The organism is Aureimonas sp. Leaf454 (genome assembly GCF_001424685.1).
Lineage (GTDB): Bacteria > Pseudomonadota > Alphaproteobacteria > Rhizobiales > Rhizobiaceae > Plantimonas.
The window spans coordinates 394,043-418,382 of sequence record NZ_LMQT01000012.1 but is presented as its reverse complement, the minus strand read 5'-3'; the positions used below and the strand labels follow the sequence as shown (position 1 = coordinate 418,382).

The 24,340-nt window shown below is 69.4% G+C and carries 21 protein-coding genes; 12 read left to right on the top strand and 9 right to left on the bottom strand.

Annotated elements, in window-relative coordinates:
* Positions 1-230 precede the first annotated feature (230 nt).
* Positions 231-965: a response regulator transcription factor gene (locus ASG43_RS10760; protein ID WP_056504221.1), complete on the top strand. Its 735-nt coding sequence runs from the start codon at positions 231-233 to the stop codon at positions 963-965.
* Positions 962-2,227 carry an ATP-binding protein gene (locus ASG43_RS10755; RefSeq protein WP_056504217.1) on the top strand — a complete coding sequence of 422 codons (1,266 nt, stop codon included), beginning with the start codon at positions 962-964 and terminating at the stop codon, positions 2,225-2,227. The genes ASG43_RS10760 and ASG43_RS10755 overlap by 4 nt, the downstream gene beginning before the upstream one ends.
* A gap of 5 nt (positions 2,228-2,232) precedes the next feature.
* Here ASG43_RS10755 and ASG43_RS10750 read toward each other — a convergent pair whose 3' ends face one another.
* The 6 genes from ASG43_RS10750 to ASG43_RS10725 form a co-directional block, all read right to left on the bottom strand.
* On the bottom strand, positions 2,233-3,024 hold the full coding sequence (locus ASG43_RS10750) for a hypothetical protein (protein ID WP_056504214.1): 792 nt from the start codon (positions 3,022-3,024) through the stop codon (positions 2,233-2,235).
* Positions 3,025-3,177: 153 nt separating this feature from the next.
* A complete protein-coding gene (locus ASG43_RS10745; protein ID WP_056504211.1) occupies positions 3,178-3,939 on the bottom strand; it encodes a Crp/Fnr family transcriptional regulator in 762 nt (253 codons plus the stop codon).
* 174 nt (positions 3,940-4,113) lie between these two features.
* Positions 4,114-4,842: an exopolysaccharide biosynthesis protein gene (locus ASG43_RS10740; protein ID WP_244488060.1), complete on the bottom strand. Its 729-nt coding sequence runs from the start codon at positions 4,840-4,842 to the stop codon at positions 4,114-4,116.
* A gap of 85 nt (positions 4,843-4,927) precedes the next feature.
* A complete protein-coding gene (locus tag ASG43_RS10735) occupies positions 4,928-6,832 on the bottom strand; it encodes a potassium transporter Kup (RefSeq protein WP_244488059.1) in 1,905 nt (634 codons plus the stop codon).
* A 232-nt stretch (positions 6,833-7,064) separates the two neighbouring features.
* A complete protein-coding gene (locus ASG43_RS10730) occupies positions 7,065-10,250 on the bottom strand; it encodes an efflux RND transporter permease subunit (protein ID WP_056504203.1) in 3,186 nt (1,061 codons plus the stop codon).
* A complete protein-coding gene (locus tag ASG43_RS10725) occupies positions 10,247-11,536 on the bottom strand; it encodes an efflux RND transporter periplasmic adaptor subunit (RefSeq protein ID WP_244488058.1) in 1,290 nt (429 codons plus the stop codon). The genes ASG43_RS10730 and ASG43_RS10725 overlap by 4 nt, the downstream gene beginning before the upstream one ends.
* Before the next feature lie 85 nt (positions 11,537-11,621).
* Here ASG43_RS10725 and ASG43_RS10720 point away from each other — a divergent pair, with 85 nt between their 5' ends.
* Complete coding sequence (locus ASG43_RS10720) at positions 11,622-12,233, top strand: TetR family transcriptional regulator (protein WP_082490811.1); 612 nt, start codon at positions 11,622-11,624, stop codon at positions 12,231-12,233.
* Between the two features lie 43 nt (positions 12,234-12,276).
* On the opposite strand, the gene ASG43_RS10715 is transcribed toward ASG43_RS10720, so the two are convergent.
* The 3 genes from ASG43_RS10715 to ASG43_RS10705 form a co-directional block, all read right to left on the bottom strand.
* Positions 12,277-13,416: an alpha-D-ribose 1-methylphosphonate 5-triphosphate diphosphatase gene (locus ASG43_RS10715; RefSeq protein WP_056504199.1), complete on the bottom strand. Its 1,140-nt coding sequence runs from the start codon at positions 13,414-13,416 to the stop codon at positions 12,277-12,279.
* Positions 13,413-14,093, bottom strand: a complete 681-nt coding sequence (locus ASG43_RS10710) for a DUF1045 domain-containing protein (protein WP_056504196.1) — start codon at positions 14,091-14,093, stop codon at positions 13,413-13,415. Before ASG43_RS10710 ends, ASG43_RS10715 begins: the two co-directional genes overlap by 4 nt.
* A gap of 204 nt (positions 14,094-14,297) precedes the next feature.
* Positions 14,298-15,194, bottom strand: a complete 897-nt coding sequence (locus ASG43_RS10705; protein ID WP_056504194.1) for a CehA/McbA family metallohydrolase — start codon at positions 15,192-15,194, stop codon at positions 14,298-14,300.
* 208 nt (positions 15,195-15,402) lie between these two features.
* Here ASG43_RS10705 and ASG43_RS10700 point away from each other — a divergent pair, with 208 nt between their 5' ends.
* From ASG43_RS10700 to ASG43_RS10660, 9 genes are all read left to right on the top strand, one after another.
* Positions 15,403-16,380, top strand: coding sequence for an AAA family ATPase (locus ASG43_RS10700; protein ID WP_056504191.1), 978 nt, complete (start codon positions 15,403-15,405; stop codon positions 16,378-16,380).
* A 16-nt stretch (positions 16,381-16,396) separates the two neighbouring features.
* Complete coding sequence (locus ASG43_RS10695) at positions 16,397-17,308, top strand: DUF58 domain-containing protein (protein WP_056504187.1); 912 nt, start codon at positions 16,397-16,399, stop codon at positions 17,306-17,308.
* Positions 17,292-17,753, top strand: a complete 462-nt coding sequence (locus ASG43_RS10690; protein WP_056504183.1) for a DUF4381 domain-containing protein — start codon at positions 17,292-17,294, stop codon at positions 17,751-17,753. The genes ASG43_RS10695 and ASG43_RS10690 overlap by 17 nt, the downstream gene beginning before the upstream one ends.
* 4 nt (positions 17,754-17,757) lie before the next feature.
* A complete protein-coding gene (locus tag ASG43_RS10685) occupies positions 17,758-18,729 on the top strand; it encodes a VWA domain-containing protein (RefSeq protein WP_056504179.1) in 972 nt (323 codons plus the stop codon).
* Positions 18,726-19,640 carry a VWA domain-containing protein gene (locus ASG43_RS10680; RefSeq protein WP_056504177.1) on the top strand — a complete coding sequence of 305 codons (915 nt, stop codon included), beginning with the start codon at positions 18,726-18,728 and terminating at the stop codon, positions 19,638-19,640. The genes ASG43_RS10685 and ASG43_RS10680 overlap by 4 nt, the downstream gene beginning before the upstream one ends.
* Positions 19,637-20,491 (top strand): hypothetical protein, encoded by an 855-nt coding sequence (locus ASG43_RS22720; protein WP_056504173.1) that lies wholly within the window; start codon positions 19,637-19,639, stop codon positions 20,489-20,491. The genes ASG43_RS10680 and ASG43_RS22720 overlap by 4 nt, the downstream gene beginning before the upstream one ends.
* Positions 20,488-21,816: a BatD family protein gene (locus tag ASG43_RS10670; protein WP_162244709.1), complete on the top strand. Its 1,329-nt coding sequence runs from the start codon at positions 20,488-20,490 to the stop codon at positions 21,814-21,816. Before ASG43_RS22720 ends, ASG43_RS10670 begins: the two co-directional genes overlap by 4 nt.
* 136 nt (positions 21,817-21,952) lie before the next feature.
* Positions 21,953-23,266, top strand: a complete 1,314-nt coding sequence (locus tag ASG43_RS10665) for a hypothetical protein (protein WP_056504168.1) — start codon at positions 21,953-21,955, stop codon at positions 23,264-23,266.
* 37 nt (positions 23,267-23,303) lie between these two features.
* Entirely contained in the window at positions 23,304-24,191 is an 888-nt protein-coding gene (locus tag ASG43_RS10660; protein WP_056504164.1) for an ATP-dependent Clp protease proteolytic subunit, read from the top strand.
* Positions 24,192-24,340: the final 149 nt, after the last annotated feature.

The window sequence follows — 24,340 nt, the reverse complement described above, 5'->3', positions numbered from 1 at the left end:
TGCGATCGGCTCCGGCGGCGCCGTTCAGTGCGCCACGATCCGGATGTAAGCATTGCAAGCGGCGATGCGATGGCATCGTCGTGTCAATCTGTTGCGAAACGTTGCGGCGCGACAGGGTGGTGCCTTGCCGCAGCCGCCCCGAGCCCGCTTTGGCAAGAATCCGTCACGAAAAACCGCTCGCTGCTCTCCTCGCCATGCCCGATAACGCCAGGAGGAAAGGCAGTGACACCATGGACACCCGCAACAGGATTCTCGTCGTCGACGACGATCAGGAGATCCGCCGGCTGCTCGGGCGGTATCTCGAACAGCAGGGCTACCAGACCGTGCTCGCCGGCAGCCGCCGCGAGTTCGAGGCGCGCCTCGCCGAAAGCGAGGTGCAGGTCGTCGTGCTCGACGTCATGCTGCCGGACGGGTCCGGCCTCGACATCTGCCGGGACCTCCGGGACCGCCGCCCGGACCTCGGCATCATCCTTCTCACCGCCCTGAAGGAGGACGTCGACCGCATCATCGGCCTGGAGCTCGGCGCCGACGATTATCTCGGCAAGCCCTTCAACCCGCGCGAGCTCGTCGCACGCATCAAGGCGGTTCTGCGTCGCACCGGGGAGCGCCGAGCCGAGCCGGAGCCGGCAGCCGCGTCGGGCGCCTTTCGCTTCGACGGCTTCCACGTCGATCCGGTCCGGCGCAGCGTCGAGGCAGAGGACGGCTCGGCCGTCGAATTGACCGGGGCCGAGTTCGACCTTCTCCTGATCTTCCTCGAGCGACCCGGCCGCGTTCTGTCGCGCGACGTGCTGCTCGACCTCCTGCACGGACGCAGCATCGATCCCTTCGACCGCTCCGTCGACGTGACCATGAGCCGGCTTCGCCGCAAGCTCGGCGACGGCGGGGTCTTCCGCCTCTTCAAGACGGTGCGCAACGGCGGCTACCAGTTCGCCGCCAAGGTCGAGAAGATCGGGCCCGAGACATGAAGTCGCTCGGCGCGAGGCTGGTGCTGCTTCTCGTGGCGTCGATCGTCGGCGTCGCCGTGATCGCGGGCTTCATCACCTCGCGGATCGTCAGCCGATGGGACGACGGCAGCTTCGAGGCGAGCTTCGTGGAGCAGGCGCGTGCGATCACGGTGCTGACGGGCGGGTCCGCCGAGGCGGCGGCGCGAGCCGGATTGCCGGTCGGGCCGCGTCCGCCGAACGAGGGCTTGGAGCTCGACGACGGCGAGCGCCTCGACAGGGCCGCTCGCCGCATCGGCTATGACGGACATCTCCTCGTCGAGCGCACGCCCGCGGGGCGGCGTCTCGCCATTCCGATGCGCGAGGGCGCCTACGCCTTCATCCCCTTTCCCGGCCCGCCGCCGCGGCCGATCAATCCCCTGATCTTCTACATGGCGCTCCTGATCGTCGGCTCCGCCGCCATCGCGATCCTCGCCGTGCGCCGCATCATCGCGCCGTTGAAGCTGCTCGAACAGGCGATCGCCTCGGTCGGCCCGCATGGCGACATCCCGGAGATCGACGAGAAGGGCCCGGCCGAGGTCCGTGCGACGGCGGCGGCGCTCAACCGCCTGTCGGAGCGGCTGAAGCTCGCGATCGACAGCCGCATGCGGCTCGTCGCCGCCGCGGGCCACGATCTGCGCACGCCGATGACGCGGATGCGCCTGCGCGCCGAATTCCTGCCGGTGGAGGAACAGGAAACCTGGCTGAAGGATCTGGCCGAGCTCGACCGGATCGCCGACAGCGCCATCCGTCTCGTGCGCGAGGAGGCCGGCAGCGACGACGCCGTCGAAAGCTTTCCGCTCGACGCTCTTCTCGCCGAGATCGAAAGCGAGCTTGGCGAGATCGGGCGCAGCATCGAGAGGTCCGAGCCTCGACCCGCGCTTCCGGTGATGGGGCGGCGCTTTGGATTGAAGCGCGCCCTGCGCAATCTCATCGACAATGCCGCGACGCATGGCGGGGGCGCCCGCGTCGGTCTGCGCGCGGTCGACGGCATGGCGCTGATCGAGATCGAGGACGAGGGGCCGGGCATTCCCGAGGATCTTCTGTCCCGTGTCTTCGAACCCTTCTTCCGGGTCGACGCGGCAAGGCGTCAGGCCCATCCCGGCGCCGGGCTCGGCTTTGCCATCGCCCGCGAGATCGTCGATGCCGCCGGCGGATCGATCGACATCGCCAACAGGAGGGGCGGCGGACTGCGGCAGAGCGTGCGCCTGCCGCTGGCCTCGGCGAAGAACGGTCCGTCGGCCTGAACGGTTCAGCGCACGAGGTCGATCAGCCGACGGGCCGTGCCCGTCACGGCCATGGCCGCGGTGCCGGTGATGTCGGCCGTGCGGTGGAGAAGCGCCCGTCCGTACGGCACGATGCCGCCGACCGGGTCCGGCCCTTCGGCCAGGATCGGCACCGGGATCGCATCGGGCGCGGCGAGCTCCGCGACGTCGTAGATCCCGATCGTCCCCCTCGACACGTCGGGCCTGTCCGACGGTGGGAACCGGTGCGACGTGTCGAACGGCAGGTCCCGTTCGGTATCGCGGAGCGATGCGGACACGGACGAGGCCTGTCCGGCCGCCAGCCGGGGGACGCGGGGAAGGGCCGCGATCTCGACCGGTCGCGGCGTCGGCACGGCGACGGTGCGCGCCGGCGTTCGCGCCGGAGCGACGAACAGGCGCTCCGCCGCCGGTGCTGACCGATCCGGCGCCGTTCCGTGCGTTGCCGAGCGCGGGAAGGGCCCGGCGATCATGGGACCGGCGCTGTCGCGTTCGGCCCTTTGGACGGGTTCCGGCGGAACGAGGCTTTCCAGAAGACCGCCCGCCTGGACCGGGAGATCGTAGCGTGGCGGCAGGCCGGCGGTGCGCATGGGCTGCTGCGGCGTCGGCGCGATGGTGTCCGGCCCGGCTTCGACGCTCGGCAGGTGCTCGCGCAGGTCGAAGCCGTTGACCGAGGCCAGTTGGAGACCGGCCATCACGGTCGCGGACAGGAACGCCTGCGCGCCGATGCGCCGGGCCAAGGCAAGGATTCGGTGGCGTCCGGTCGGTTTCGTCGTCGTCATGGCCTGAAGTCCCTTCGATGGCGTCGAAGGAGACCTTGAGGGGCGGCGATGGCCGCATTCCGGCTCTGTGGTATCGTTCCATGACGATCGTGAAACGAAGTGTATCCGGGCTCTCCGGGCGACGCTTCCGGCGCGGTCGCGGCTTGCCGCCCGTCAGCCGCTCCGGAAGATCTCGACCGACGGCTTGGCGCGCAGCTGCAGATAGGTCGGGTCGAACTGGCCGACCGACTTCAGCTGCTCCCAGTTCAGGATCGTGACCGTCCGCCGCTCCACGGCGATGATGTTGTCGGTGCGCAGGTCCTGGAGGATGCGGTTCACGTGCACGACGCTGAGGCCGAGCGCATCGCCGAGTTCGGTCTGCGTCAGCGGCAGCTTGTAGCGGAACCCATCCGCGAGCCCGACGACGTCGAGCCGCAGAAGAAGCTCGCAGAAGAGATGCGCCACGCGCGCGCGCGCCGACATGCGGCCGATTCCGGTGATCTTGGCGCGGAACGTCGCTCCGTCGATCAGCGTCTCGCGCCAGAGCGCAGCGGTGATGCCCGGCCGCCTCTCCGAGAGCTCGCGCATCGCGGCATGGGGCACGAAGCCGAGCCGGCTGGGCACCACGGTCGCCACGCTGTGATCCATGATGTCGAGATGCAGGCTCTGGAGATCGGGCAGGTCGCCCGGAATGTTGAAGGCGAGGATCTGCCGCCGTCCGTCGGCGATCACCTTGTAGCGACAGGTGAGCCCGGACAGCACCATGCAGCACTGATGCGGGCGGTCGCCGTCACGCACCACGTCCTGGTCCGCGGGAAAGTCGCGGATCACCATCGGAAGCTGCTCGAAGGCGGCTTCGTCGTCGGGAGAAAGATCGATGATGCTCTTCAACCGCAGGATGACCGGCCTGAACGTCAGGGGGGTGACTCTGCTCAACACGTTCTCCTCGGCGGCGCGTAGACGGGCGGATCATGCAGTGAATCGGCCTTCCAAGCCGAAACGCGACGCGGGAAATGCTTGGCAAGGTTGGTCGAGAAAATCGAGCGGACAACTTTGTTTATACGGCGACGGCTAAAGATCTTCCGTTGTCGTCACGAGGTTGGCCGCCTTCTACGCGAAAACATTGCTGAGAAGGAAGATCACCGTCTTGATCATCGCGTAGATCACGCCGGACACCACGATCGTGGAGACGATCGAGGACAGGACGCCCGCGATCACCCAGACGCCGTCGCGTTCGAGAAGCCCGAGCGAGAAGAGGCAGATGCTCAAGGCCGGCAGCATGTTGCCGAGCGGGATCGGCAGGATCAGGATCGTCGCCATCAGGAGGCAGATGGCACCGATCGCATATTCCGCGGGCGGTCTGGCGATGGCGACGAGTCGTGGACGCAGGAGGCGTTCGGCGCGGGTGATCCAGGGCGCGGCGCGGGCGATCATCGCGGCGAAGTCGCTGCGCGACATCGAACGGTTGGCGATGATGCCGGGCAGCCAGGGCTTGCGGCCGAAGGCGAGCTGGGCGGCGAGAAAGACGAGGGGAGCACCGAGAATCGCGGACGTTCCAGGCGGAGTCGGGATCGCGTTCGGCATGGCGAAGATCAGCATCAGAGCGCCGAAGGCCCGGTCCTGCATGGCGGCGAGGAGGTCGGCGACCGAAACGCGCTCGCGCGTCGTGTCCGACGCGATGCCCATCAGGATGTCCGCGAGCGTCCGCTTCATCAGGTGCGGCGGCTCGACGAGAAGCGTCCCGTCCGGTGCTGCGGCGATCGCGACATCGCTCGTCGGCATCGGCTCGTCGCCATCCGGGCTCTGTTTCGCCAGCGGGTGGCCGATCGGTGGTATCATTCTGCCGCGTCCGCTTCCGTCATCCGTTCGGGGAGAGTGCCTTGAAAAGATGACCCTTTCGGCAAGAGCATGACCGAAAGGCCTCTCATAGCGAGAATTGCTGGCCCATTTCGACGACGCGGTTCGTCGGCAGCGAATAGAAGTCGGACATGTCGGCGGCGGAGATCGCCATGGAGATGTAGAGCTTGTCCTGCCAGAGCGGCATTCCGGACGTCGCGACCGGCCGGAAGGCGCGGCGGCTGAGGAAGAACGACGTCGACATGATCTCGAACTTCAGCCCTTTCTTCTTGGCGAGCGACAGCGCCTTCGGCACGTTCGGCTCCTCCATGTAGCCGAAGGTGAGCAACACCCGTGTGAACAGTTCCGATACCTCCTCCATCACGACGCGGTCGGCGGGGGCGACGCGCGGCACGTTCTCGACGCGGATCGTCATGATGATGTTGCGCTCGTGCAGGACGCCGTTGTGCTTCAGATTGTGCATCAGCGCGGAAGGCGCGGTTTCGGGATCGGACGTCAGGTAGACCGCCGTTCCCCGTGCGCGCATCGGCTTGGAGCGCTCCAGCATCCGCGTGAGGTCGTCGAGCGCGATGCTCTCGCGCCGCGCCTTGTCGTAGACGATCCGCGTGCCGCGCACCCACGTCCACATCAGGAAGGACAGGACGGCCGCGAGCGCGAGCGGGGCATAACCGCCGTCCAGAACCTTGAGGAGGTTCGATCCGAGGAAGATGAACTCGATGACGAGGAAGGGAATGATCGCCAGCGCCGACAGCCAGACCGACCACTTCCAGCACTTCCACAGGAAGAGGAAGGCGAGGATCGAGGTGATGACCATGTTGCCGGTCACTGCGATGCCGTAGGCGCTGGCCAGGCGCGCGGAGCTCTCGAAGGTCCAGACCAGCACCATCACGCCGATGAAGAGCATGGCGTTGACCTTCGGAATGTAGATCTGCCCGAACTGCCGCTCCGACGTGTGGCGCACTTCGAGGCGTGGCAGGAGGCCGAGTTGGATCGCCTGCTGGGTCAGCGAGAAGGCTCCGGTGATCACCGCCTGACTGGCGATGACCGTCGCCATCGTGGCGAGGATGACGAGCGGCAGCAGCGCCCAGTCCGGCGCCATCAGGTAGAAGGGGTTTTCCAGCGTCTCCGGCCGGGCGAGAATGAGGCTGCCCTGTCCGAGATAGTTGAGGGCGAGAGCCGGAAAGACCAGCCCGATCCATGCGACGCGGATCGGCTTGCGTCCGAAATGGCCCATGTCGGCATAGAGCGCTTCCGCGCCGGTGATGGCGAGGAAGACCGAGCCGATGATGATCAGCGCCATCCAGCCGTGATCGATCACGAAGGTGACCGCGTTCAGCGGGTTGAGCGCATGGAGGATGTCCGGACGGTCGCCGATGTGGAGGAGGCCGAGCAGACCCATGACGACGAACCAGACCAGCGTGATCGGCCCGAAATAGGTCGCGATCTGCCCGGTGCCCCGGCTCTGGACGAAGAACAGCGGGATGAGGATCGCCGTCGTGATCGGCAGGACCCAATCGTTCAGCGCAGGCGTCACGAGCTTCAGGCCCTCCACCGCGGAAAGGACCGAGATGGCCGGCGTGATCACGGCGTCGCCGTAGAAGAGCGAAGCGCCGATGATGCCGATGACGACCAGGAAGCTCTGCTTGCCCAGCGCCTTCTGCGTCAGCGCCAGGAGCGAGAGCGTGCCGCCTTCGCCGTTGTTGTCGGCGTTGAGGATGAGAAGAACGTATTTGACGGTGACGATCAGCGTCAGCGCCCAGATCAGCATCGAGACGACGCCGATCACCTCGGAATCGACGAGGCCGTCGGAGGCCGAATGGACGAGGGCCTCGCGGAGCGCATAGAGCGGACTCGTCCCGATATCGCCGTAGACGACGCCGATCGAACCGAGGAGCAGCGTCCAGAAGCCGCTCGGCGCATGCGAGGGATCTGGCCGAGCCGTCGGCTGTTCGATCCCGATCTGTGAGGACAAGTGGCAGGTCTCCGGCAGGGCCGCATCGCTCGGCACGGGGCCCGGTCAAGGGGTGCGGGGCCAACCTTATCACCGAAGCTGTCGCGACGGGCAGTCTGCCTAGCATAGTCGCCGCGGAACGGCTTGGCGACTGTTGTCGCGGTGCAACAACGACGCATCGCCGCAAGACGGGACGCGCCCCTTGCGGTCGCCCCGTCCGACAGCTCGGCGCCCCTCGCGCCGGGATCGTCGATCAGGCCGGGGATGCGGCTCCCTCGGCCCGGTTGTCGCCGGACACGCCCGTCCCCTTCGGATCGCCCGTCAGGCCCGACTCCGACGAGCCCGTCTTGTTCGTCTTGTCGCGGGATAGGAGTTTGAAGAAGAGCGGGATGAAGAAGATCGCGATGAACGTCGCCGCCAGCATGCCCCCGATGACGCCGGTGCCGATCGAATGGCGGCTTGCCGACCCCGCGCCGGTCGAGATCGCCAGCGGGACGACGCCGAGGATGAAGGCGAGCGAGGTCATGATGATCGGACGGAAGCGGAGCTTGGCGCCCTCGAGCGCCGCATCGTAGGCGCTGAGACCCTCCTCGCGCTTCATCACCGCGAACTCCACGATGAGGATCGCGTTCTTGGCGGCGAGTCCGACGAGCGTCACGAGCCCGATCTGGAAGTAGACGTCGTTCTCCAGCCCGCGCAGATAGATCGCGAGGAGCGCGCCCGCCATCGCGAAGGGCACCGCGAGGATCACCGCGATGGGCAGCGTCCATGTCTCGTATTGCGCGGCGAGGATCAGGAACACCATCAGGATGCCGAAGCCGATCGCGACGGCGCCGGTGCCGCCGGTCTGGATCTCCTGATAGGCCGAGCCCGTCCAGGCGATGTCGTAGCCCTCCGGCAGGCTGCCGGCGATCTCCTGCATGGCGGCGAGCGCCTGGCCCGAGGAGAAGCCGGGCGCCGGACCGCCGGACACCTTGGCGGCGGTGAAGGCGTTGAAGCGCTCGATCAGATCGGGGCCGACGACGCGCGTCACCTGGAGGAGGGAGTCCAGCGGGATCATCGAGCCCGAGGTCGACTGCACGAAGACGAATTTCAGGTCCTCCGGCTTCTCGCGGAACTGCGCCTCCGACTGGAGGCTGACCTGATAGTTGCGGCCGAGCAGCGTGAAGTCGTTGACGTAGAGGCTGCCGAAGGTCGCCTGCATGGTCGTGAAGATCTGCTCGATCGGCACGCCGAGCGCCTTGGCCTTCTCGCGGTCGACGTCGATCTTGTACTGCGGCACGCTCGCGGTGAACGTGGTGCGCACGCCCGCGAGTTCGGGTCGCTTGGCCGCTTCGGCGAGAAGCGCGTTCGTCGCCTCGATCAGCTGCTGCGTGCCGCCGCCGCCCCGGTCCTGGACGTAGAGGTCGAAGCCGCCCGTGGTGGAGAGGCCCTGGATCGGCGGCGGGTTGAAGGCGAGCACCATCGCGTCCCGCACGCCCGCATTGGCGCCGATGAAGGCGCCGGGCAGGTTGCGACCGTCCTGCTCGGGCTCGGTGCGCTCGCTCCAGTCCTTCAGCGTCACGAAGGCGACGCCCGAACTCGTCTTCTGCGAGCCCGAAAGGAGATCGAAGCCGGCGAAGGTCACCGCGTCCGCCACCGCGGGATTGGACCGGATGTTCGCGCTGACCGTCTGCATCGCCTCCGTGGTGCGTGCGAGCGACGCGGCCGGCGGAAGGATGGCGACGACGAAGTTCGAACCCTGGTCCTCGTCCGGCACCAGCGAGCCGGGCAGGGTGGCGAAGAGGTGATAGGTGCCGAAGGAGATGCCGGCGAAGAGGACCAGCGCCAGGATGGAATGGCGCATCAGGAAACCGACGCCCGCGCCGTAGCCGTTCGTCAGCTTGTCGAAGCCCCGGTTGAACCAGCGGAACGGCGCCCAGGGCTTGGAATGGGTGTTCTTGAGGATCAGCCCGCAGAGCGCCGGCGTCAGCGTCAGCGCGACGATGCCCGAAATCGTCACCGAGACCGCGATGGTCACGGCGAACTGCCGGTACATCGTGCCGGCGAGGCCGCCGAGGAAGGCGACGGGGATGAACACGGCGCACAGCACGAGCACGATCGCGATGACCGGGCTCGTCACCTCCGACATGGCCTTCGCCGTCGCGTCCTTCGGTGGCAGGCCCTCCGCCGTCATGATGCGCTCGACGTTCTCCAGGACCACGATCGCGTCGTCGACGACGATGCCGATGGCGAGAACGAGCGCGAAGAGCGTCAGGAGGTTGATCGAGAATCCGAGCGCCAGCAGCATGCCGAACGTTCCGATGATCGACACCGGCACCGCGATCATCGGGATCAGCGTCGCCCGGAAGCTCTGCAGGAACACGAAGACCACCACGAAGACGAGGACCATCGCCTCGATGAAGGTCTTCACGACCTCTTCGATCGAGGCGGTGATGAACTTCGTCGTGTCGTAGGGAATGGCGTAGGTGATGCCGTCGGGAAAGCTCTTCTGCAGCTCGTCCATCCGGGCGCGCACGCCCTCCAACGTCGCGAGCGCGTTGGCGCCGGGCTGGAGATAGATGCCGATCGGGACCGTGGACGCGCCGTTGTAGGTCGCGTTGAAGGCGTAGTCCTGCGCGCCGAGTTCCACCCGCGCCACGTCCTTGAGAAGCAGCGAGGCCGCGTTCGGGTTGGACCGCAGGATGATGTTCTCGAAGGCCTGCGCATCGGGGAGACGCCCGCCCGTCGTCACCGAATAGGTGAAGGCGAGGGGATCGGGATTGGGCTCGGCGCCGAACTGGCCGGCGGCGAACTGCGCGTTCTGCTCGCGGATCGCGGTCGCGACGTCGGTCGGCGTCAGATTGTACTGCGCGAGTTGGTCCGGCCGCAGCCAGATCCGCATGGAATAGTCGCGCTGGCCGAAGAGCTGGGCGTCGCCGATGCCGGACGCGCGCTTCAGTTCGTCGAGGACGTAGAGGAGCGCGTAGTTCGACACGTAGGTCGCGTCGTAGCGCGGGTCCGCCGAGGTCATCGTCAGGACCGCGAGGATCGACGAGGAGCGCTTGGTGACCGTCACGCCGAGGCGCTGGACCTCCGAGGGGAGCGAGGACACCGCCTGCTGGACGCGGTTGTTGACGTCGATCGTCGCCTGATCGGGATCGGTGCCGCTCGCGAAGGTGACGGTCACCGAAGCGGTGCCCGACGAGGAGTTCGTCGACTGCATGTAGATCATGTTCTCGACGCCGTTGATCTGCTCTTCGAGCGGCGCGGACACGGTCTGGGCGAGGGTTTCGGCGCTGGCGCCGGGATAGGCGGCGGCCACCACAACCTCGGGCGGCACGAGCTCGGGATATTGCTCGATCGGCAGGGCCCGCATGCCCATGATGCCGGCGAGGAAGATCACGATCGAGATGACGGAGGCGAAGACCGGCCGATCGACGAAGAAGCGCGAATTCACTTTGCGCCCTCCGACGTCGTGCCACCGGCCTTCGGGGACGATGCTCCCCCGGCGGGGGCGTCCGCGGCCCCGGTGCCCGCACCGCCCGCAGCCGGTGCCTGTTCGGACGAGCCGGCGGGCGTCGCCGCGTTCGCCGGAACCGAGGGCGCCGCGGCCGTCGCGGCCTCCGGGGCGGCGGGCGTCACCGGCGCGTTCGGGCGCACCTTGACCACGCCGACCGTGACGATGCGATCGCCCGACTTCAGCCCGTCCGACACGACGATCTGGTCGCCCATCTCGGTGCCGGTCCGGATCGGCCGAACCTCCGCGACGTTCTCGCCGTTCACGGTGTAGACGAAGGCGCCCTGCGGCCCCTGCATCAGCGCCATGGTTGGGATCGAGACGGCGTCTTCCAGCGTCAGGCCGCTGACGCTGACGCGAACGAACTGGCCCGGCAGCAGCCGGTTGTCGGGATTGTCGAGCACCGCGCGCGACAGGATCGTGCCCGTCTCGGTGTCGATCGAGGACGAGGTGAAGTCGATCGTGCCTTTGACCGGATAGGTCGTGCCGTCGCCGAAGGAGACTTCCACGACGAGGTCGTTGCGCGTGCCGGTGGCGGTGCCGCCTTCGACGAGACGCCGGATCGCGGCCGCTTCCGTGTCGGCGGCCGAGAAGTTGACGTAGATCGGGTCGAGCTGGCTGATGCGGGTGAGCAGCGTGTTGGCCGAGACGAGGCTTCCCTCCGGCACCTGCTCCAGGCTCGTGATGCCGCCGACCGGCGCGTTCACGGTCGCATAGGTCAGCGACAGGCGTGCGGTCTGCAGCGTCGCCTCGGCCGCCTCGACCTGTGCTTCGGCGAGTTCGCGGGCCGATGTGGCATCGTCGAGCGTCGCCTCCGAGGCGGCGCCCCGCTGGGTCAGCGTCTGCTGACGCTCCTCCGTCCGCCGCGCCTGGCTGAGCCGGGCCTCGGATTGCGCCAGCTGCGCTTGCGCAAGCGCGACCTCGGCCTCGAATTCACGCGGGTCGATGCGGAACAGCACCTGGTTCGGCTGGACGCGCGATCCCTCCTCGAAGCTGCGCTGGAGGAGGATTCCGCCGACGCGGGCCCGCACCTCGACCTCCCTCGAGGCCACGACCCGGCCAGCATATTCGTAGGTGATCGGCAGAGATTTGGCCTCGATCGTCTCGACCGTCACGGCGGGCGGCGGCGGCGCGGCTCCGCCCGGCGCCTGCGCGAAGGCCGCGCCGGAAAGGACGGCCAGGATCGTCGCGGACACAGCGAGAGGCAGGGACTTCATCATCGTCATGGGGCGATCCGCGACCGGAAAGGAAGGTGGACTGTCGTTGTGAGAAGCCATACGTACAAGTCTGTATGTAAGCAAGGAGCCGTCGTTGTCCCGTCACACGAAGGAGGAGGCCGCGGCGACGCGCGATGCGATCATCGATGCGGCCGAGCGGCTCTTCGACGAGAACGGCGTCGCCAGAACGTCCCTGGAAGCCGTTGCGCGGGCAGCGAAAGTCACGCGCGGCGCGATCTACTGGCACTTTCGGGACAAGACCGATCTCTTCCGGGCGATGCAGGCGCGCGCGCGCCTGCCCCAGGAGCAATTTTTCGAGAGCCGGGCGATCGATCTGGAGGAGCGCAGTCTGGATGCGCTCCGGGAGGCGACGACCGGCATGATGCAACGCTTCGTCGGCGACGCGCGCGCGCGGCGCGTCTACGGCATCATTCTCTTCCGCTGCGAGTATGTCGGCGCGCTCGGCGCCGATCTCCTGCGTTGCGAGGCCGACGACCGCATGCTCGCCGTCATCCGCCAGGTCTTCCGCCGCGCCGAGGAGACGGGAGCCCTCGGGCCGCGCTGGCCGGCCGAGCGCGCCGCGGACGCCTATGTCTGCATGCTCGTCGGCATCTTCTCGGAATGGCTGCGGCGGGGCGGCGAGATGGACATGATCGCGACCGCCGAGCCGATGCTGGACAGCCTCTTCGCCGGCTTCCGGACCTGATCCGCCAATCGACGCGAGCGCGCCTCTCGGCGTCCCGCCCCGGTCAGGCCACGCGTCGTCCCTCGCGGTAGACCTCGGCGACGACGGGAGTCTCGCCCGCGACCGGACGGACCCGCACGAGATCGGCGCGCAGTCCTTGCGCGATCGCGCCTCGGTCGAGCAGGCCGACCGCCTCGGCGGGGTTGCGGGTGACGAGGCGAACGGCCGCCGGCAGGGTCGCGAGGCCGCTGTCGCTCATCTGGAACACCGCCTGGACGAGGCTGAAGGGCACGTAGTCCGAGGACAGGATGTCGAGGACCCCGGCGCGCAAAAGCGCCGCGGCCGAGATGTTGCCGGAATGCGAGCCGCCCCGCACGACGTTCGGCGCGCCCATCAGAACCTGCAGCCCGGCCTCGTGCGAGGCGCGGGCGGCGTCGAGCGTGGTCGGGAACTCCGCGAGCGCGACGCCGAGCGACTTCGATTCCTCGACATGAGCCAGCGTCGCGTCGTCGTGGCTCGCCAAGGGAATGCCGAGACCGCGGCAACGGGCGGAGATGACGGCGCGGTTGTCCGGCGCATGGCGTTCCGATTCCGCGATCCGCACGGCGCAGAAGGCCTCGAACTCGGCCTCGCTGAAGCGGAACTTGGCGATGTGGTAGGCCCGGTAGGCCGAGATGTCGACGAACTGCCGCTGCCCCGGCGCGTGATCCATCAGGGACACGAGGCGCAGCAGCGGATTGGCTTCCATCCGGGCGAAGCCCTCCGAGGCGCTCGCGGCCGAGACCTCGCAGCGCAGGTGGATGAAATGGTCCGCGCGCAACCGTCCGGCCGCCTTCGCCGCGACGATCGTCTCGCCCATCTCGCGCATGTCGTCGAGGCCGATGTCGGCCGTCTCCTCCATGCCGACGCGCAGCGCATCGAAGACCGTCGTGATCCCCGAGGCCGCGATCTGCGCATCGTGCGCCTGGAGCGCCGCCGTCTTGTCCCAGCGCACGCGGGGACGCGGCAGGTAGTGGCCCTCGATGTGATCGGTGTGGAGTTCGACCAGTCCCGGCATCAGCACGTCGCCGCCCAGATCCTCGCCCCGTCCCGCACGCCCGGAGCCGATGGCCGCGATCCGTCCGTCCCGCAGCACGAGATGGCCCGCGACGACCTCGTCGGAAAGGACGAGCCGCGCGTTGTCGAGGATGCGCTCCGCGGTCATGCCGCCGGCCGGCCGCCGAAGTGGTGCAGCGAGTGGACGCGGAACGGCGCCCCCGGCTCGGGCTCGACGAAGAGCGCGAGACTGTCGATCGACAGCGGCGCACCGTCGAAGGAGGCGAAGCGCTCCGCGAGAAGCGTCGAGACGCGGGTGCGCTCCTCTTCCGGAACCGGTCCCGTCAGCGTCATGTGGAACTGGAAGTCGTCGAGGACGTGTGGATAGCCGAAGGCGGCAAGGTTGGCCTTCTGGCGCTCGGTGAGAGTGTCGGGCTTGCGGCGGGCGATCTCGGCCGCGTCGAGGGGCGCGCGCATCGGTTCGAACGCATCGAGCAGCGAGGCTTCGAGATCGGCGAGCGCGCCGCTCCGGGCAGCGGGCACCAGCGCGAAGAAGCGGCCGAGACCGGCCAGTTCCATCTCGGGCAGCGTCACGGTCCGGCGCGAGGCGCAGAAGTCGGCGAGCCGCGCATCCACGTCCTCCAGATCGAAACCTTCGGCGAGCCGGAACGGCGCGCGCATCGTGGCGTGGAAGCCGTAGCGGGCGGGCTCGGCGACGATCGGGTCGATCGCCGGATCGGCCTCCCGCGTCGGCTCGCCGGAAAAGGCGTCCCGGCCCAGCCAGAGCGCCGCGGTTCTCGTCAACGGCGCCCCGGCGGGCGGCGTCGCATAGATGGCAACGCGCATGTCAGGCGATCCGGCAGCGGAGGGAAGGACGGTGGAAGGCGTTCGGCATCGCGGTCGCTCGTCGAGAATGGGTCGCAACTGCTCTAGGCGAAGCGGATGCCGAGGGCAAACCGAACGGTTCGATCGAGAATGCCGCGGGGCGATCATCCCTGCCTCGGCGCTGCAGGTCTCTAGCGGACCTTCCGGGATCGAAACGGGACAGGGTCACGGGAAGATCGGGTTCGACCAGGCCTGCCGGCCCGCCGCGTCGACGACCATCACGCGGCACCAGTCCCCGAGAAAGCGTTCGAGCGGCAGGTCCGCCTCGGTCATGCCGGCGGCGCCCCGGAAGGCCGCGCGCGAGCCGCGCCCGACGATGCAGGCGGAAGATACGGGCGAGGAGCGCACGCGCAGCGTCTCGCCCTCGATGGCGATGTCCTCGATCTCGGGGCCGCGCGAGGAGTAGAAATGGCCGCGCTTCATGGCGTCCAGCAGGGCGTCCGGCGTGTTCGCCTCCGCCTTCACCATCATCCAGCCGCCGAACATGTCGTCGATCTTGAAATGCGCGTCGTCGGCCGCGTAGCCGGTGAGCCGATGGCCTTCGTTGAGGAGCGCGTCGAGAAGCGCGGTCCCGTCGCCGCGCACGGTCTCGATGTCGCATCCCGTGTTGTAGATCTCGACCGCATGGGCGATGCCGGCGAGCGCCCGCCCGTCCTCGATCGACAGCGACGACCATTGGGGATGCGCGATGCCGACGAAGGCGCCGGCCAGGGCCGCGCGCCGCGCGATGTCCTCGCCGCGCTCTCCCTCGCCGAGCGGCGCGAAATCGCCGGGCAGTCCGCAGGCGAGGATGTGCCAGGGTTCCTTCTGGCTGTTCTCCGGCGCGTGGAGCTCCGCGCCGAGGATCGTCGTGAAGCCTTCGCCGCGGAAGGGTTCGGTGTCGACGACGGGATAGCCGTAGCGCTCCAGGAAGTGGTCGGAGAGACAGAGAAAGTCGTAGCCCTTCTCGGCATAGGCCCGGCAGACGAAGTCCGGCGTCAGCGCCCCGTCGGACCGGTTCGAATGGGTGTGGATGTTCCCCTTGAAGAAGCGGCCGGGGGACTGGAAGGCGGCAAGACCCATGTCGAACCTCGAGGTTGCGATGCAGCGCAGGAGAATAGGGCCGGGACGCGACAGGGCCAAGTCGGACGCGACGCAAAGCCCGATCGAGCGATCCCGCGAACGCGTCTCCCGTCACCGTGTGTTGACGCCCCTGCGATCAGTTCGTAAGCAAGAGCTGTCGGATTGGGCACCCGGCGGGAGAGAGCGCTTGAGTTCATCCGTTGCAGCTATGGCTCCAGCCGGAGCCGACGATGCCGTGCGCCAGCGTCTGGAGCGCTTGAAGAGCGGTCTCCAGGATGGCCTGATCGGCTGCGAGATCTTGGTCGAACGCCTTCTGATCGGCCTTCTCTCGGGCGGCCATCTCCTCGTGGAGGGCATGCCGGGCCTTGCCAAGACGCGCGCCGTGAAGCGCCTGTCGGAAGGGCTGGAGGCGAGCTTCCACCGCGTCCAGTGCACGCCCGACCTGATGCCGGCCGACATTACGGGAACACCGGTCTTCCAGCCCGCCAAGGGCACGTTCGAGTTCTCGCCCGGCCCGGTCTTCGCCTCGCTCGTTCTCGTCGACGAGATCAACCGCGCCCCGCCCAAGGTCCAGTCCGCGCTGCTCGAAGCCATGGCCGAACGGCAGGTGACGGCGGGCGGCGAGACCCACGCCTTGCCCGATCCCTTCATGGTCGTGGCGACGCAGAACCCGATCGAGCAGGAGGGCACGTTTCCGCTGCCCGAGGCCCAGCTGGACCGTTTCCTGATGCACGTCGTCGTCGGCTTGCCCAACGCGGCCGCCGAGCGCCGGATCCTCGATCTCGTCGAGGCCGAGACGGTATCCCATACCGGCGCGATGGCGACGAAGCTGACCCTTTCCGAGGTGCGCGCGGCGCGCGACGCGGCGATGCGCGTGCATCTGTCTCCGGCGCTGAAGGATTTCATCGTGCGCCTCGTCACCGCGCCGCGCGATGCCGATCCGGCTTCCGAGATCGGCCGCGCGATCGAGCATCCGCCCAGCCCGCGCGGCACGCTGGCGCTCGCCGCGAGCGCCAAGGCCCGCGCCTATCTCCACGGGCGCGACTTCGCGATCCCCGAGGACGTCGCCGATCTCGCCGCCGACGTGCTGGCGCATCGCACGCTCCTCACCTGGCGCGCGAGCGCGGACGGCGCGACGCCGCGCGGCGTGATCGCCACGCTCCTGTCCCAGGTCTCGCCCCTCTGAGCCGGGTGGATCCGTCATGAGCGCCGCGCTGCAGGGAACGGACGGAACGAGCCTTTCGACCGACCATCTCCTCGGCATCCGCCATCTCGTGGGCACGGGCGAACCCGGCGCCAACGCGCGCACCATGATGCTGCCCGGCGGCATCGTCACGCGCCGGCGCGGCCGGGGGCTCGAGACCGACGACATCCGTCCCTTCGCCTATGGCGACGACATCCGGCACATCGACCGCAACACCACCGCGCGCACCGGCGAGCTTCATGTCCGCAGCTTTCGCGACGAGCGCGAGCGCTCGGTCCTGCTCGTCGCCGACTTTCGCCCCGCCATGCTGTTCGGCACGCGCCGCGCCTTTCGCTCGGTCGCGGCGGCCGAAGCCCTGACGCTCGCCGGCTGGCGGATCGCCGGGCAGGGCGGGCGCGTCGGCGTCTTCGCGCGGGCCGGCTCCGAGACCTTCTTCCACCGCCCCGGCTCGGGCGACCGGTCGATGAAGGCCGTCGCCGGGCGTCTGGCCGCCGCGCATGCCGCGGCCCTGGCGATGCGCGGCACCGAGGACCCGCCACTGTCCGACATCCTGGAATCCGCCGCCCGCACGCTGCCGCACGATGGAACGCTCCTTCTCGCCTCCGCCCTCGACCGGCCGGGCGAGGATTTCGATGCCGTGGTGCGCGATCTCGTCCACCGCGCCGCGCTCGACGTGTTCCTGACCGTCGACGCCTTCGAGCGCGCGCCGGTCCCCGGCACGTATCCCTACCTGTCCTCCGGAGGCCGCAAGGCGTCGGGCGAGGTCAAGGACAGCCGGATCGCTGCCGACATCGACGCCCGAACCCGGCGCATCGAGCGGCTGGGCGGCCGCGCGCTCGTTCTCGACGCGTCGCTGGAGACGCTTTCGCTCGCCGGACTCATCGAGATCTTCGATGCAAGACGCCGATAAGATCCTCGAGGCCCTTCGGCCGGCCCATCTGCCGCCGGCCGCGCTCGGCTTCGGCTTTGGCGACGTCGCGCTCCCCGTGGCGATCGGGCTCCTCCTGGCGCTGTTGGCAGCGCTCGCCTGGCCGCGGCGCATCCGAGGACGCGCGCGCGTGTCGGCCAGCGCGCTCGCCGAGCTCCGCCGCGCGCGTGCCCTGCCGCCGGCGGAGGCGCAGCTCGTGCAGGCGCGGCTCCTGCGCCGCGTCGTCGCCGCGCAGGACGGCAAGGCGGCCGCCGAACTGCGGGGCGATGCCTTCGCGGCCCATCTCGACCGAAGCTTTTCGACCGATTTCTTCACGACGGGCGCCGGCCGATCCCTCGCGACCGGGCTCTACGCGCCGGACGATGCCGGAGCCGCAGAGGCCGTCTCCGTCCAGCTCGAACGGCTGTTCGCCGGCGTGAAGGCCTGACGCCATGCCGAGCCTCGCCGCCTTCGACTTCGCCTGGCCCTTCGTCTTTCTCGCGCTGCCGCTGCCCTTTGTCGTCATGCGCTTCGTCACGCCGGCCGGCGAGGCGGGCGGCGCGCTCCGCGTGCCGGAGACGATCGCGGCGGGCTTTTCCGACGGCCATGCCGTCCTGTCGGCCGAGAAGCGCCGTCTGGCGCTGTCCTGGCTCCTCTGGGCGCTGCTCGTTCTGGCCCTGGCCGGCCCGCGCACGGTCACCGCCGCGCCGGCTGCGCCCGCGACCGGCCGCGACATCGTCCTGTCCCTCGATGTCTCCGGCTCGATGGAACGTCCCGACTTCGAGATGAACGGCGAGAAGCGCCGCCGCATGGACGTCCTGAAGACGCTGGCGCGCGCCTTCGTCGTGGGCCGCGCCGGCGACCGCGTCGGACTGGTGGTCTTCGGCGAGCGGGCCTTCGTCGCCGCGCCCCTGTCCTTCGACGTGGAGGCGGTGGCCAAGGTGGTGGACTCGATCGATGTCGGGCTCGCCGGCCGCTCCACCGCGATCGGGGAGGGGCTCGGCCTTGCCCTGAAGAAGCTCTCCGACAGCGGCGCGACATCGAAGGTCGTCGTGCTCCTGTCGGACGGCGCGCAGAATGCCGGCACGGTGCAGCCGGGCTCGGCGGCGGCGCTCGCCAAGTCGCTCGGCGTGCGCGTCGACACGATCTCGATGGGGCCGATCGATCTGTCGGAGGGCGAGCGCGGCGACGAGGGCGTCGATTCGCAGACGCTCGCCACGATCGCGGCCGAGGCCGGCGGCGCGGCCTTCCGCGCCCGCACGACCGAGGAGCTGAAAAGCGTCATGGATGCGATCGACGCGCTGGAGACGAGCCCGAGCGAGGCGCCGCCGACGATCGTTCATCGCAGCCTCTGGCCCTTTCCAGGCGCGCTCGCACTGCTCGTCGCCGGGATCATGATGCTTGGGCGGAGGCGGATCGGATGATCGACGTCGCCGGCATCGGGCTGCTGCGCCCCTGGTTCCTCCTCGCCCTGCCGCTGGTGGTGGTGCTCGGGTTTCTCGCCGCACGCCGCGTCTCGGCGCTCGGCGGCTGGACGCGGGTGGTCGAACCCCGGCTCCTCGACGCCATGGCGCGGCGCGGCGGGGTCGTCGCCGGGCGCGGACGGCGCAACCTCGTGCTCGCCGCTCTCGGCCTCCTCCTCGCCGTCGCCCTGGTGGGTCCGGCCGTCGAGCGCCCCGCAACCGAGAGCTTCCGCAATCTCGACGGCACGGTCGTCGTCTTCGACCTGTCGAAATCGGTGACGGAAGCGAAGAATTTCGAGGTCGCGCGCGCCGCCGCGCAGGATGCTCTGGCGGCCTCCGGCACACGGCAGGCCGCCCTCGTCGTCTTCGCCGGCGAGCCGTTCATCGGCAGCCCGTTCACCTCCGACCATGCGGCTCTCTCGCGCACGATCTTCGGCCTCGACCGCGCCACGGTCCCGGTTCCGGGCTCGCGCCCGGCGTTGGCGCTCGACCTCGCGCTCGAGATGCTGCAAGGCGCCGGGATCGTCGCGGGCGACATCCTGCTCGTCTCCGACGGCGGCACGTTCGGCGAGGACACCCGGGCGAGCGCTGCGCGCATCGCCGAGGCCGGCTTTCGGATCGACACGCTCTACACCGAATCGGCCATCGGCCGAGACGGCAATCCCGGCGAACTGGCGGCCCTGGCGGCTCTGTCCGGCGGCGTCTCGGGCGATGCCTCGGACGCCTCGGCCGTCGCAGCCGCCCTTGCCGACAATGCCGCCCAGCGCATCGGAGCCAGCGACTTTCGGGCGCTCGCCTGGGTGGATCTCGGGCCGTTCCTGCTCCTCGCCGCCTGCATTCCGGCCCTGATGCTCTTCCGGAGGACCGCATGACCGCCCGTCTCGCCCTCGTCGGGGCCCTCATCGCAGCCGTTCTCGTCCTCGGCGCTTTCGGCACGGGCCGTGAAAGCGTGGCGCGGAGTCTCGTCGCGGTCGGGCTTCCCGGCTGGGCTTCCGGCCTCAGCGCCGATCCCGCCCTGTCCGGCTACGCGGCGCTGTCCGCGGGCGACTTCGCCCGCGCCGCTCGTCTGCTTGACGGGCGCGAGGATGCCGTCTCCGCCTACAACCGCGCCGAAGCCCTCGCGCGGACCGGACGGATGGAAGAGGCGATCGCGGCCTATGACCAGGTTCTCGCCTCGCATCGCGTGACGCGCTCGCTGGTGGCCGATGCCGGCGCCAACCGCCAGCTTCTCCTCGCCTTCACCAGCATCCAGCCGCAGACGGGCGGGCGGGCGAAGACCAATGCGGCGGCCTTCGGCGAGAAGGACCGCTCCTCGGGCGACCCGAACGACAGCGGCAAGGAAACCGCCACCTCCGGCGCGGGGCGGGCGGGCGACAAGGAATCCTCCTCGCAGGCGAAGGCGCCGGGCGGCAGCCGCGTCGCGCGTCTCGGCACGTCGCGGCAGGGCGAGGAGTCCGGCATCGGCGATGCCCGCGGCTCGGCCGGCGATGCCGGCGGAGCCGGGCGGTCCGGCGGGCAGGCGAGCGCGGCGGCCATCACCATGGCCGAGATGCAGCGCAATGTGCAGAAGCGCCTCGAGCAGCGCTCCGTGCCCGCGACGCGGCAATGGCTGAAGACCATCGTCGACGATCCCGGTGCCTTCCTGAAGGTCCAGCTCGTCGCGGAGCTCGAACGACGCAAGCGCGAGGGGCTCGCCCTCGATCCCATGGCCGATACGTGGTGACCGCGATGCGCCTCGCCCGGCTCCTCCTCCTGGTTCTCCTCGCCTCCGGTCTGTGCGCGAGCCTTGCCCGTGCCGGCGACCGCCCGCCGGAGGCCTTCGGCGAAGTGACGTTCGAGATGCCGGACGGCGGCGCCTATGCGCAGGAGATGATCACCATGGTGGTCCGCTTCTACTTCAAGGCGCGCGCGACGACCGAAGCCATGGAGCAGCCCGATCTGGCCGAACTCGGATGGACGCAGCTCGGCCGGGACACCTGGGCCCCGACGACCATCGGCAGCGTCAAATGGTTCGGCGTCACCCGTCGGATCGCGGTCTTCGCGCCCGAGGCCAAGACCTACGAGATCCCGCCCTTCGTCCATCACGTCACGCTGATCGATGCCGAGGACAAGCGCTGGAAGGTGGATGCCGTCTCCAAGCCCGTCCAACTGACGATCCGCAAATGGACCGGCCGCACCGATGGTCCCGAAGACGAGGACACCTGGTGGCTCCCCGCGCGCTCGATCGAGATCCGCGACAGCTGGACCGTCGATCCCGCGACGCTGAAGGCCGGTCAGGCGACACGCCGGCGCCTGGAGGTGACGGCGGTCGGAACGATCGCCGAGCAGTTGCCGCCGGCCATCGACACGCAGTCGCCGGGCCTCGTGATCTTTCCAGGTCCCGTCGAGCGACGGACCGAGATCGTCGACGGCATGCCCGTCGCCCAGGCCGTCTACACCTACGACATCCGGCCGCACACCGGCGATCCCGTGATCCTGCGCGAAGTGCTCGTGCCCTGGTTCGACGTCGCCGCGCGCCAGATGCGCCAGGCGATCGTGCCCGGCGCCAATGTCGGCGAGGGCATGGTCGTCCCGGGCCAGCCAACCTCCGATCTCGAAGCCGCGATCGGACCGCGCGGCCGCCTCGCAATCTCGCTGGGGGCCGGCATCGCCGCTTTCGCGCTCGGCGCGGCCATCCTTCTCGCGCCCGGCCGGCGGGACCGCGAACCGGTTCCGCGGCGCTTGTCCGAGACGCTCCGCCGCCTGCGCCGCCTCGTGCCGCTCTACCTGGCCGATTGGAGCGGCAAGCCGCCCGCCTTGCGCGCGGCGGTCCATCGCCTGGCGCTGGAGGACGGGGAACTCGGTCGTCGCTGGTTGGCCGATCCGGCGGTGACGGCGGCGATGGCCGCGGTCGATGCCGGTCTGTTCGGCGGGCGAGGGGACGGCACGGTGCCGCCCGCGGTCGCGGGTCGCCTGACCGACCGCGTCGTCGAAGCGCGCCGCCGGGTGTTCCGCGAGGCCGCGCGCCCGGCCGAACCCTCCCTCGCGGCGGATGCTTTCGGCCGTTGACCCGGTCCCGCCGGACGGCGGGTCCCGGTGGGCCGGCCGGACTTGCAAGCCGCCATCGAAGCCTTAATCTGCGCTTAATCCTTATCGATGGATGGGACGGCGTCCTCGTTGTGCGGCGCGAGACGAGGCGGCCCCGATGAGCAGTTCCCAGTCCTACACCCTGCGCGGCCAGATCCGGGCGTTGGAGACGACGACGCAGGTGACGCTGGCGGTGCTGGCTCTGGCGAGCGGCGTCTTCACCTATCTCGGCGTGCGCGAGCTTCTCGACGGATCGGCGACGACGGTCTTCTTCGGCGCGGTGATCTACTCCACCTCCGTCTCCGTCGCGATCTACGCCTTCTGGTCCTACCTCCTGCGCTTCATGCCGCATGTGCGCCAGCCGGGCAGCCGGCGGCTTCTCTATGTCGCGATGGCGATGGGCGCCTGCTTCATCATGGCCATGTCGTCCTGGCTGAACGCGGCGGCGCTCGCCGGTTCGGCCGCGCTCGAACAGCATCTCGCCAACACGACCGAGGACTACCAGCAGAAGTTCAACGCCGCCCACGAGAACGCGCTCGCCTCGCAGAGCCTGCTGCCCGACCTCCAGCTCGCCTCGCAGCGCTTTTCGGGCCTCGCTGACGTCGAGCGCCGCTCCGGCGCTCTGACGGGCACGTCGGGTTCGGGCACCGTGGTGCAACTCCTGTCGCAGATGTCCGCGCAGCTCGGCAGCCTCCAAGCCGAGGTCGAAGGCTCCCGGACGGCGATCGATACGATCTTCGGCGATGGCGGCAAGCGCCTGTCCACCATGCGCGAGCTCGTCTCCTCCGGCGGGCCGATCGCCGAGCGATCGAACGCCTATGCGGAGGAGGCGGTCCAGCTCTCCGGACTGATCACGGCGCTCCAGCAGACCTCCGTCGCACCGGCGGTGAAGCGCGCCGCCGCCGATCTCGGCCAGACCTTCATCGCGCCCGTCGCCGATGGCACGGACGCCGAATTGCAGAACCGGCAGAGCGAGGTCGTGGGCCGCGTCGAGGCCGCGGTGAAGGCGCAGAGCGTGGCGCTGGCTGCCGCCGCCGACGAGATTCTGGCGCGCCCCGTCGTCGAGCCCCTGCGCTTCACACCGATATCGGCGCCGGAAGCCGTGATCCGCTATGCCCGCGACTTCCTGCCGTCCTGGGCGGGCGCCATCGCGATCGATCTCATTCCGGGCGTTCTCATCTTCATCCTGTGCATCGTCCAGGAGGTCATCCGCCGCGAGGACGGCGAGGAGATGGGCGAGGCCGAGATGAGCACGGCGGACCTCATGCGGGCGCTGCGCATCCGCGAGAAGCTGCGCGTCGCCGAAGCCGGAACGCGCGATGCGCAGGACGAGGAGTCGGGTGAGATCGTCGTCGGCGCAGCGGGAACCGGCGCCGAGATCGTGCAGCGCAACGATCCCGTCGCGCCGTTTCCGAAGACGGCGCTGCGCTGAACCCGCAATGCCATGAGGCGCTGGAGGCGGTGAGACGATGATCGAAAGCGACCTTGCGCCCGGCCGGTTCGAGCGCCTGATGCGGAGCATCCCGGACGGAACCGTGCTCCGGGTCGTCTTTTCCGGGCTTTTCGCCATGGCCATCGGCGTGCTCGTCCTCGACTATCGCGACCTTGCTCTGGCGGGCATGTCCGACGAGCGGCTGTCGCGCACCGAACCGATGACGCTACCCCGGCCCGTGCCGGGCGATCAGGTCCGCCCCTATCTGCCACGCACGATCCCGGTCGGGCCGGATCGCGGCGAGCCCGTTCTGCCGGGCTTCGACGGGCCGGTCGACAGCGCCGCCATGGCCGAGCCGATGCGCTTCGTCGATGCCGGCGGCGGGGTGCTGACCGCGCTCGGCCGCATCGAGCCGGGAACGGCCGAGGCGTTCGAACAGGCTCTCGATCGGCCCGGCGCGGCCATCCGGACCCTCGTCGTCCATTCGCCGGGCGGCTCGGTCGAGGATGCGATCGCCCTGTCGCGGCTGGTGCGCGAGCGCCGTCTCGACACGGTTGTGCCGGCGGACGGCTATTGCGCCTCCGCCTGTCCGTTGCTCTTCGCGGGCGGGCTCCAGCGCCGGGCCGGGTCGAACGCCTGGATCGGGGTGCATCAGGTCTATGCCGTCGACCTTCCCGGCGCCGCACCGGCGCGCGATCGGGACCGCTCGATCTCGCAGATCCAGGCGACGTCCGCCGAATGCCAGGAACTTCTCGCTGAAATGGGGGTCGATCCCGCCCTCTGGATCAAGGCGATGAAGACCGCGCCGGAGGACCTCTACGTCCTCACCGAATCGGATCTCACCGACCTCGACGTCGTCACGCCAGAACGGTTCGGCCCGCCGATGCCGATGCCGATGCCGATGCCCGGCAAGCCGCAGGCCTGAAGCGCGGGAGCGTCTCGCTCGACGGACCACGCCAACGTCCCGCGGGCCGTCCGGGATCTGCGGTGAGGGATAAGGCGCATTCAGGACCCGGGCACGCGACCGGATGATCGCGCCCGCGACGGGTCATTCGAGGCCCGACGCCGACGCGC

Excerpts from the sequence above, each read along its gene's own strand:
- ASG43_RS10760 (WP_056504221.1), top strand. The coding sequence starts at position 231 with ATGGACACCCGCAACAGGATTCTCGTCGTCGACGACGATCAGGAGATC.
- ASG43_RS10755 (WP_056504217.1), top strand. The coding sequence starts at position 962 with ATGAAGTCGCTCGGCGCGAGGCTGGTGCTGCTTCTCGTGGCGTCGATC.
- ASG43_RS10750 (WP_056504214.1), bottom strand. The coding sequence starts at position 3,024 with ATGACGACGACGAAACCGACCGGACGCCACCGAATCCTTGCCTTGGCC.
- ASG43_RS10740 (WP_244488060.1), bottom strand. The coding sequence starts at position 4,842 with ATGATACCACCGATCGGCCACCCGCTGGCGAAACAGAGCCCGGATGGC.
- ASG43_RS10725 (WP_244488058.1), bottom strand. The coding sequence starts at position 11,536 with ATGACGATGATGAAGTCCCTGCCTCTCGCTGTGTCCGCGACGATCCTG.
- ASG43_RS10715 (WP_056504199.1), bottom strand. The coding sequence starts at position 13,416 with ATGACCGCGGAGCGCATCCTCGACAACGCGCGGCTCGTCCTTTCCGAC.
- ASG43_RS10710 (WP_056504196.1), bottom strand. The coding sequence starts at position 14,093 with ATGCGCGTTGCCATCTATGCGACGCCGCCCGCCGGGGCGCCGTTGACG.
- ASG43_RS10705 (WP_056504194.1), bottom strand. The coding sequence starts at position 15,194 with ATGGGTCTTGCCGCCTTCCAGTCCCCCGGCCGCTTCTTCAAGGGGAAC.
- ASG43_RS10700 (WP_056504191.1), top strand. The coding sequence starts at position 15,403 with ATGGCTCCAGCCGGAGCCGACGATGCCGTGCGCCAGCGTCTGGAGCGC.
- ASG43_RS10695 (WP_056504187.1), top strand. The coding sequence starts at position 16,397 with ATGAGCGCCGCGCTGCAGGGAACGGACGGAACGAGCCTTTCGACCGAC.
- ASG43_RS10690 (WP_056504183.1), top strand. The coding sequence starts at position 17,292 with ATGCAAGACGCCGATAAGATCCTCGAGGCCCTTCGGCCGGCCCATCTG.
- ASG43_RS10685 (WP_056504179.1), top strand. The coding sequence starts at position 17,758 with ATGCCGAGCCTCGCCGCCTTCGACTTCGCCTGGCCCTTCGTCTTTCTC.
- ASG43_RS10680 (WP_056504177.1), top strand. The coding sequence starts at position 18,726 with ATGATCGACGTCGCCGGCATCGGGCTGCTGCGCCCCTGGTTCCTCCTC.
- ASG43_RS22720 (WP_056504173.1), top strand. The coding sequence starts at position 19,637 with ATGACCGCCCGTCTCGCCCTCGTCGGGGCCCTCATCGCAGCCGTTCTC.
- ASG43_RS10665 (WP_056504168.1), top strand. The coding sequence starts at position 21,953 with ATGAGCAGTTCCCAGTCCTACACCCTGCGCGGCCAGATCCGGGCGTTG.
- ASG43_RS10660 (WP_056504164.1), top strand. The coding sequence starts at position 23,304 with ATGATCGAAAGCGACCTTGCGCCCGGCCGGTTCGAGCGCCTGATGCGG.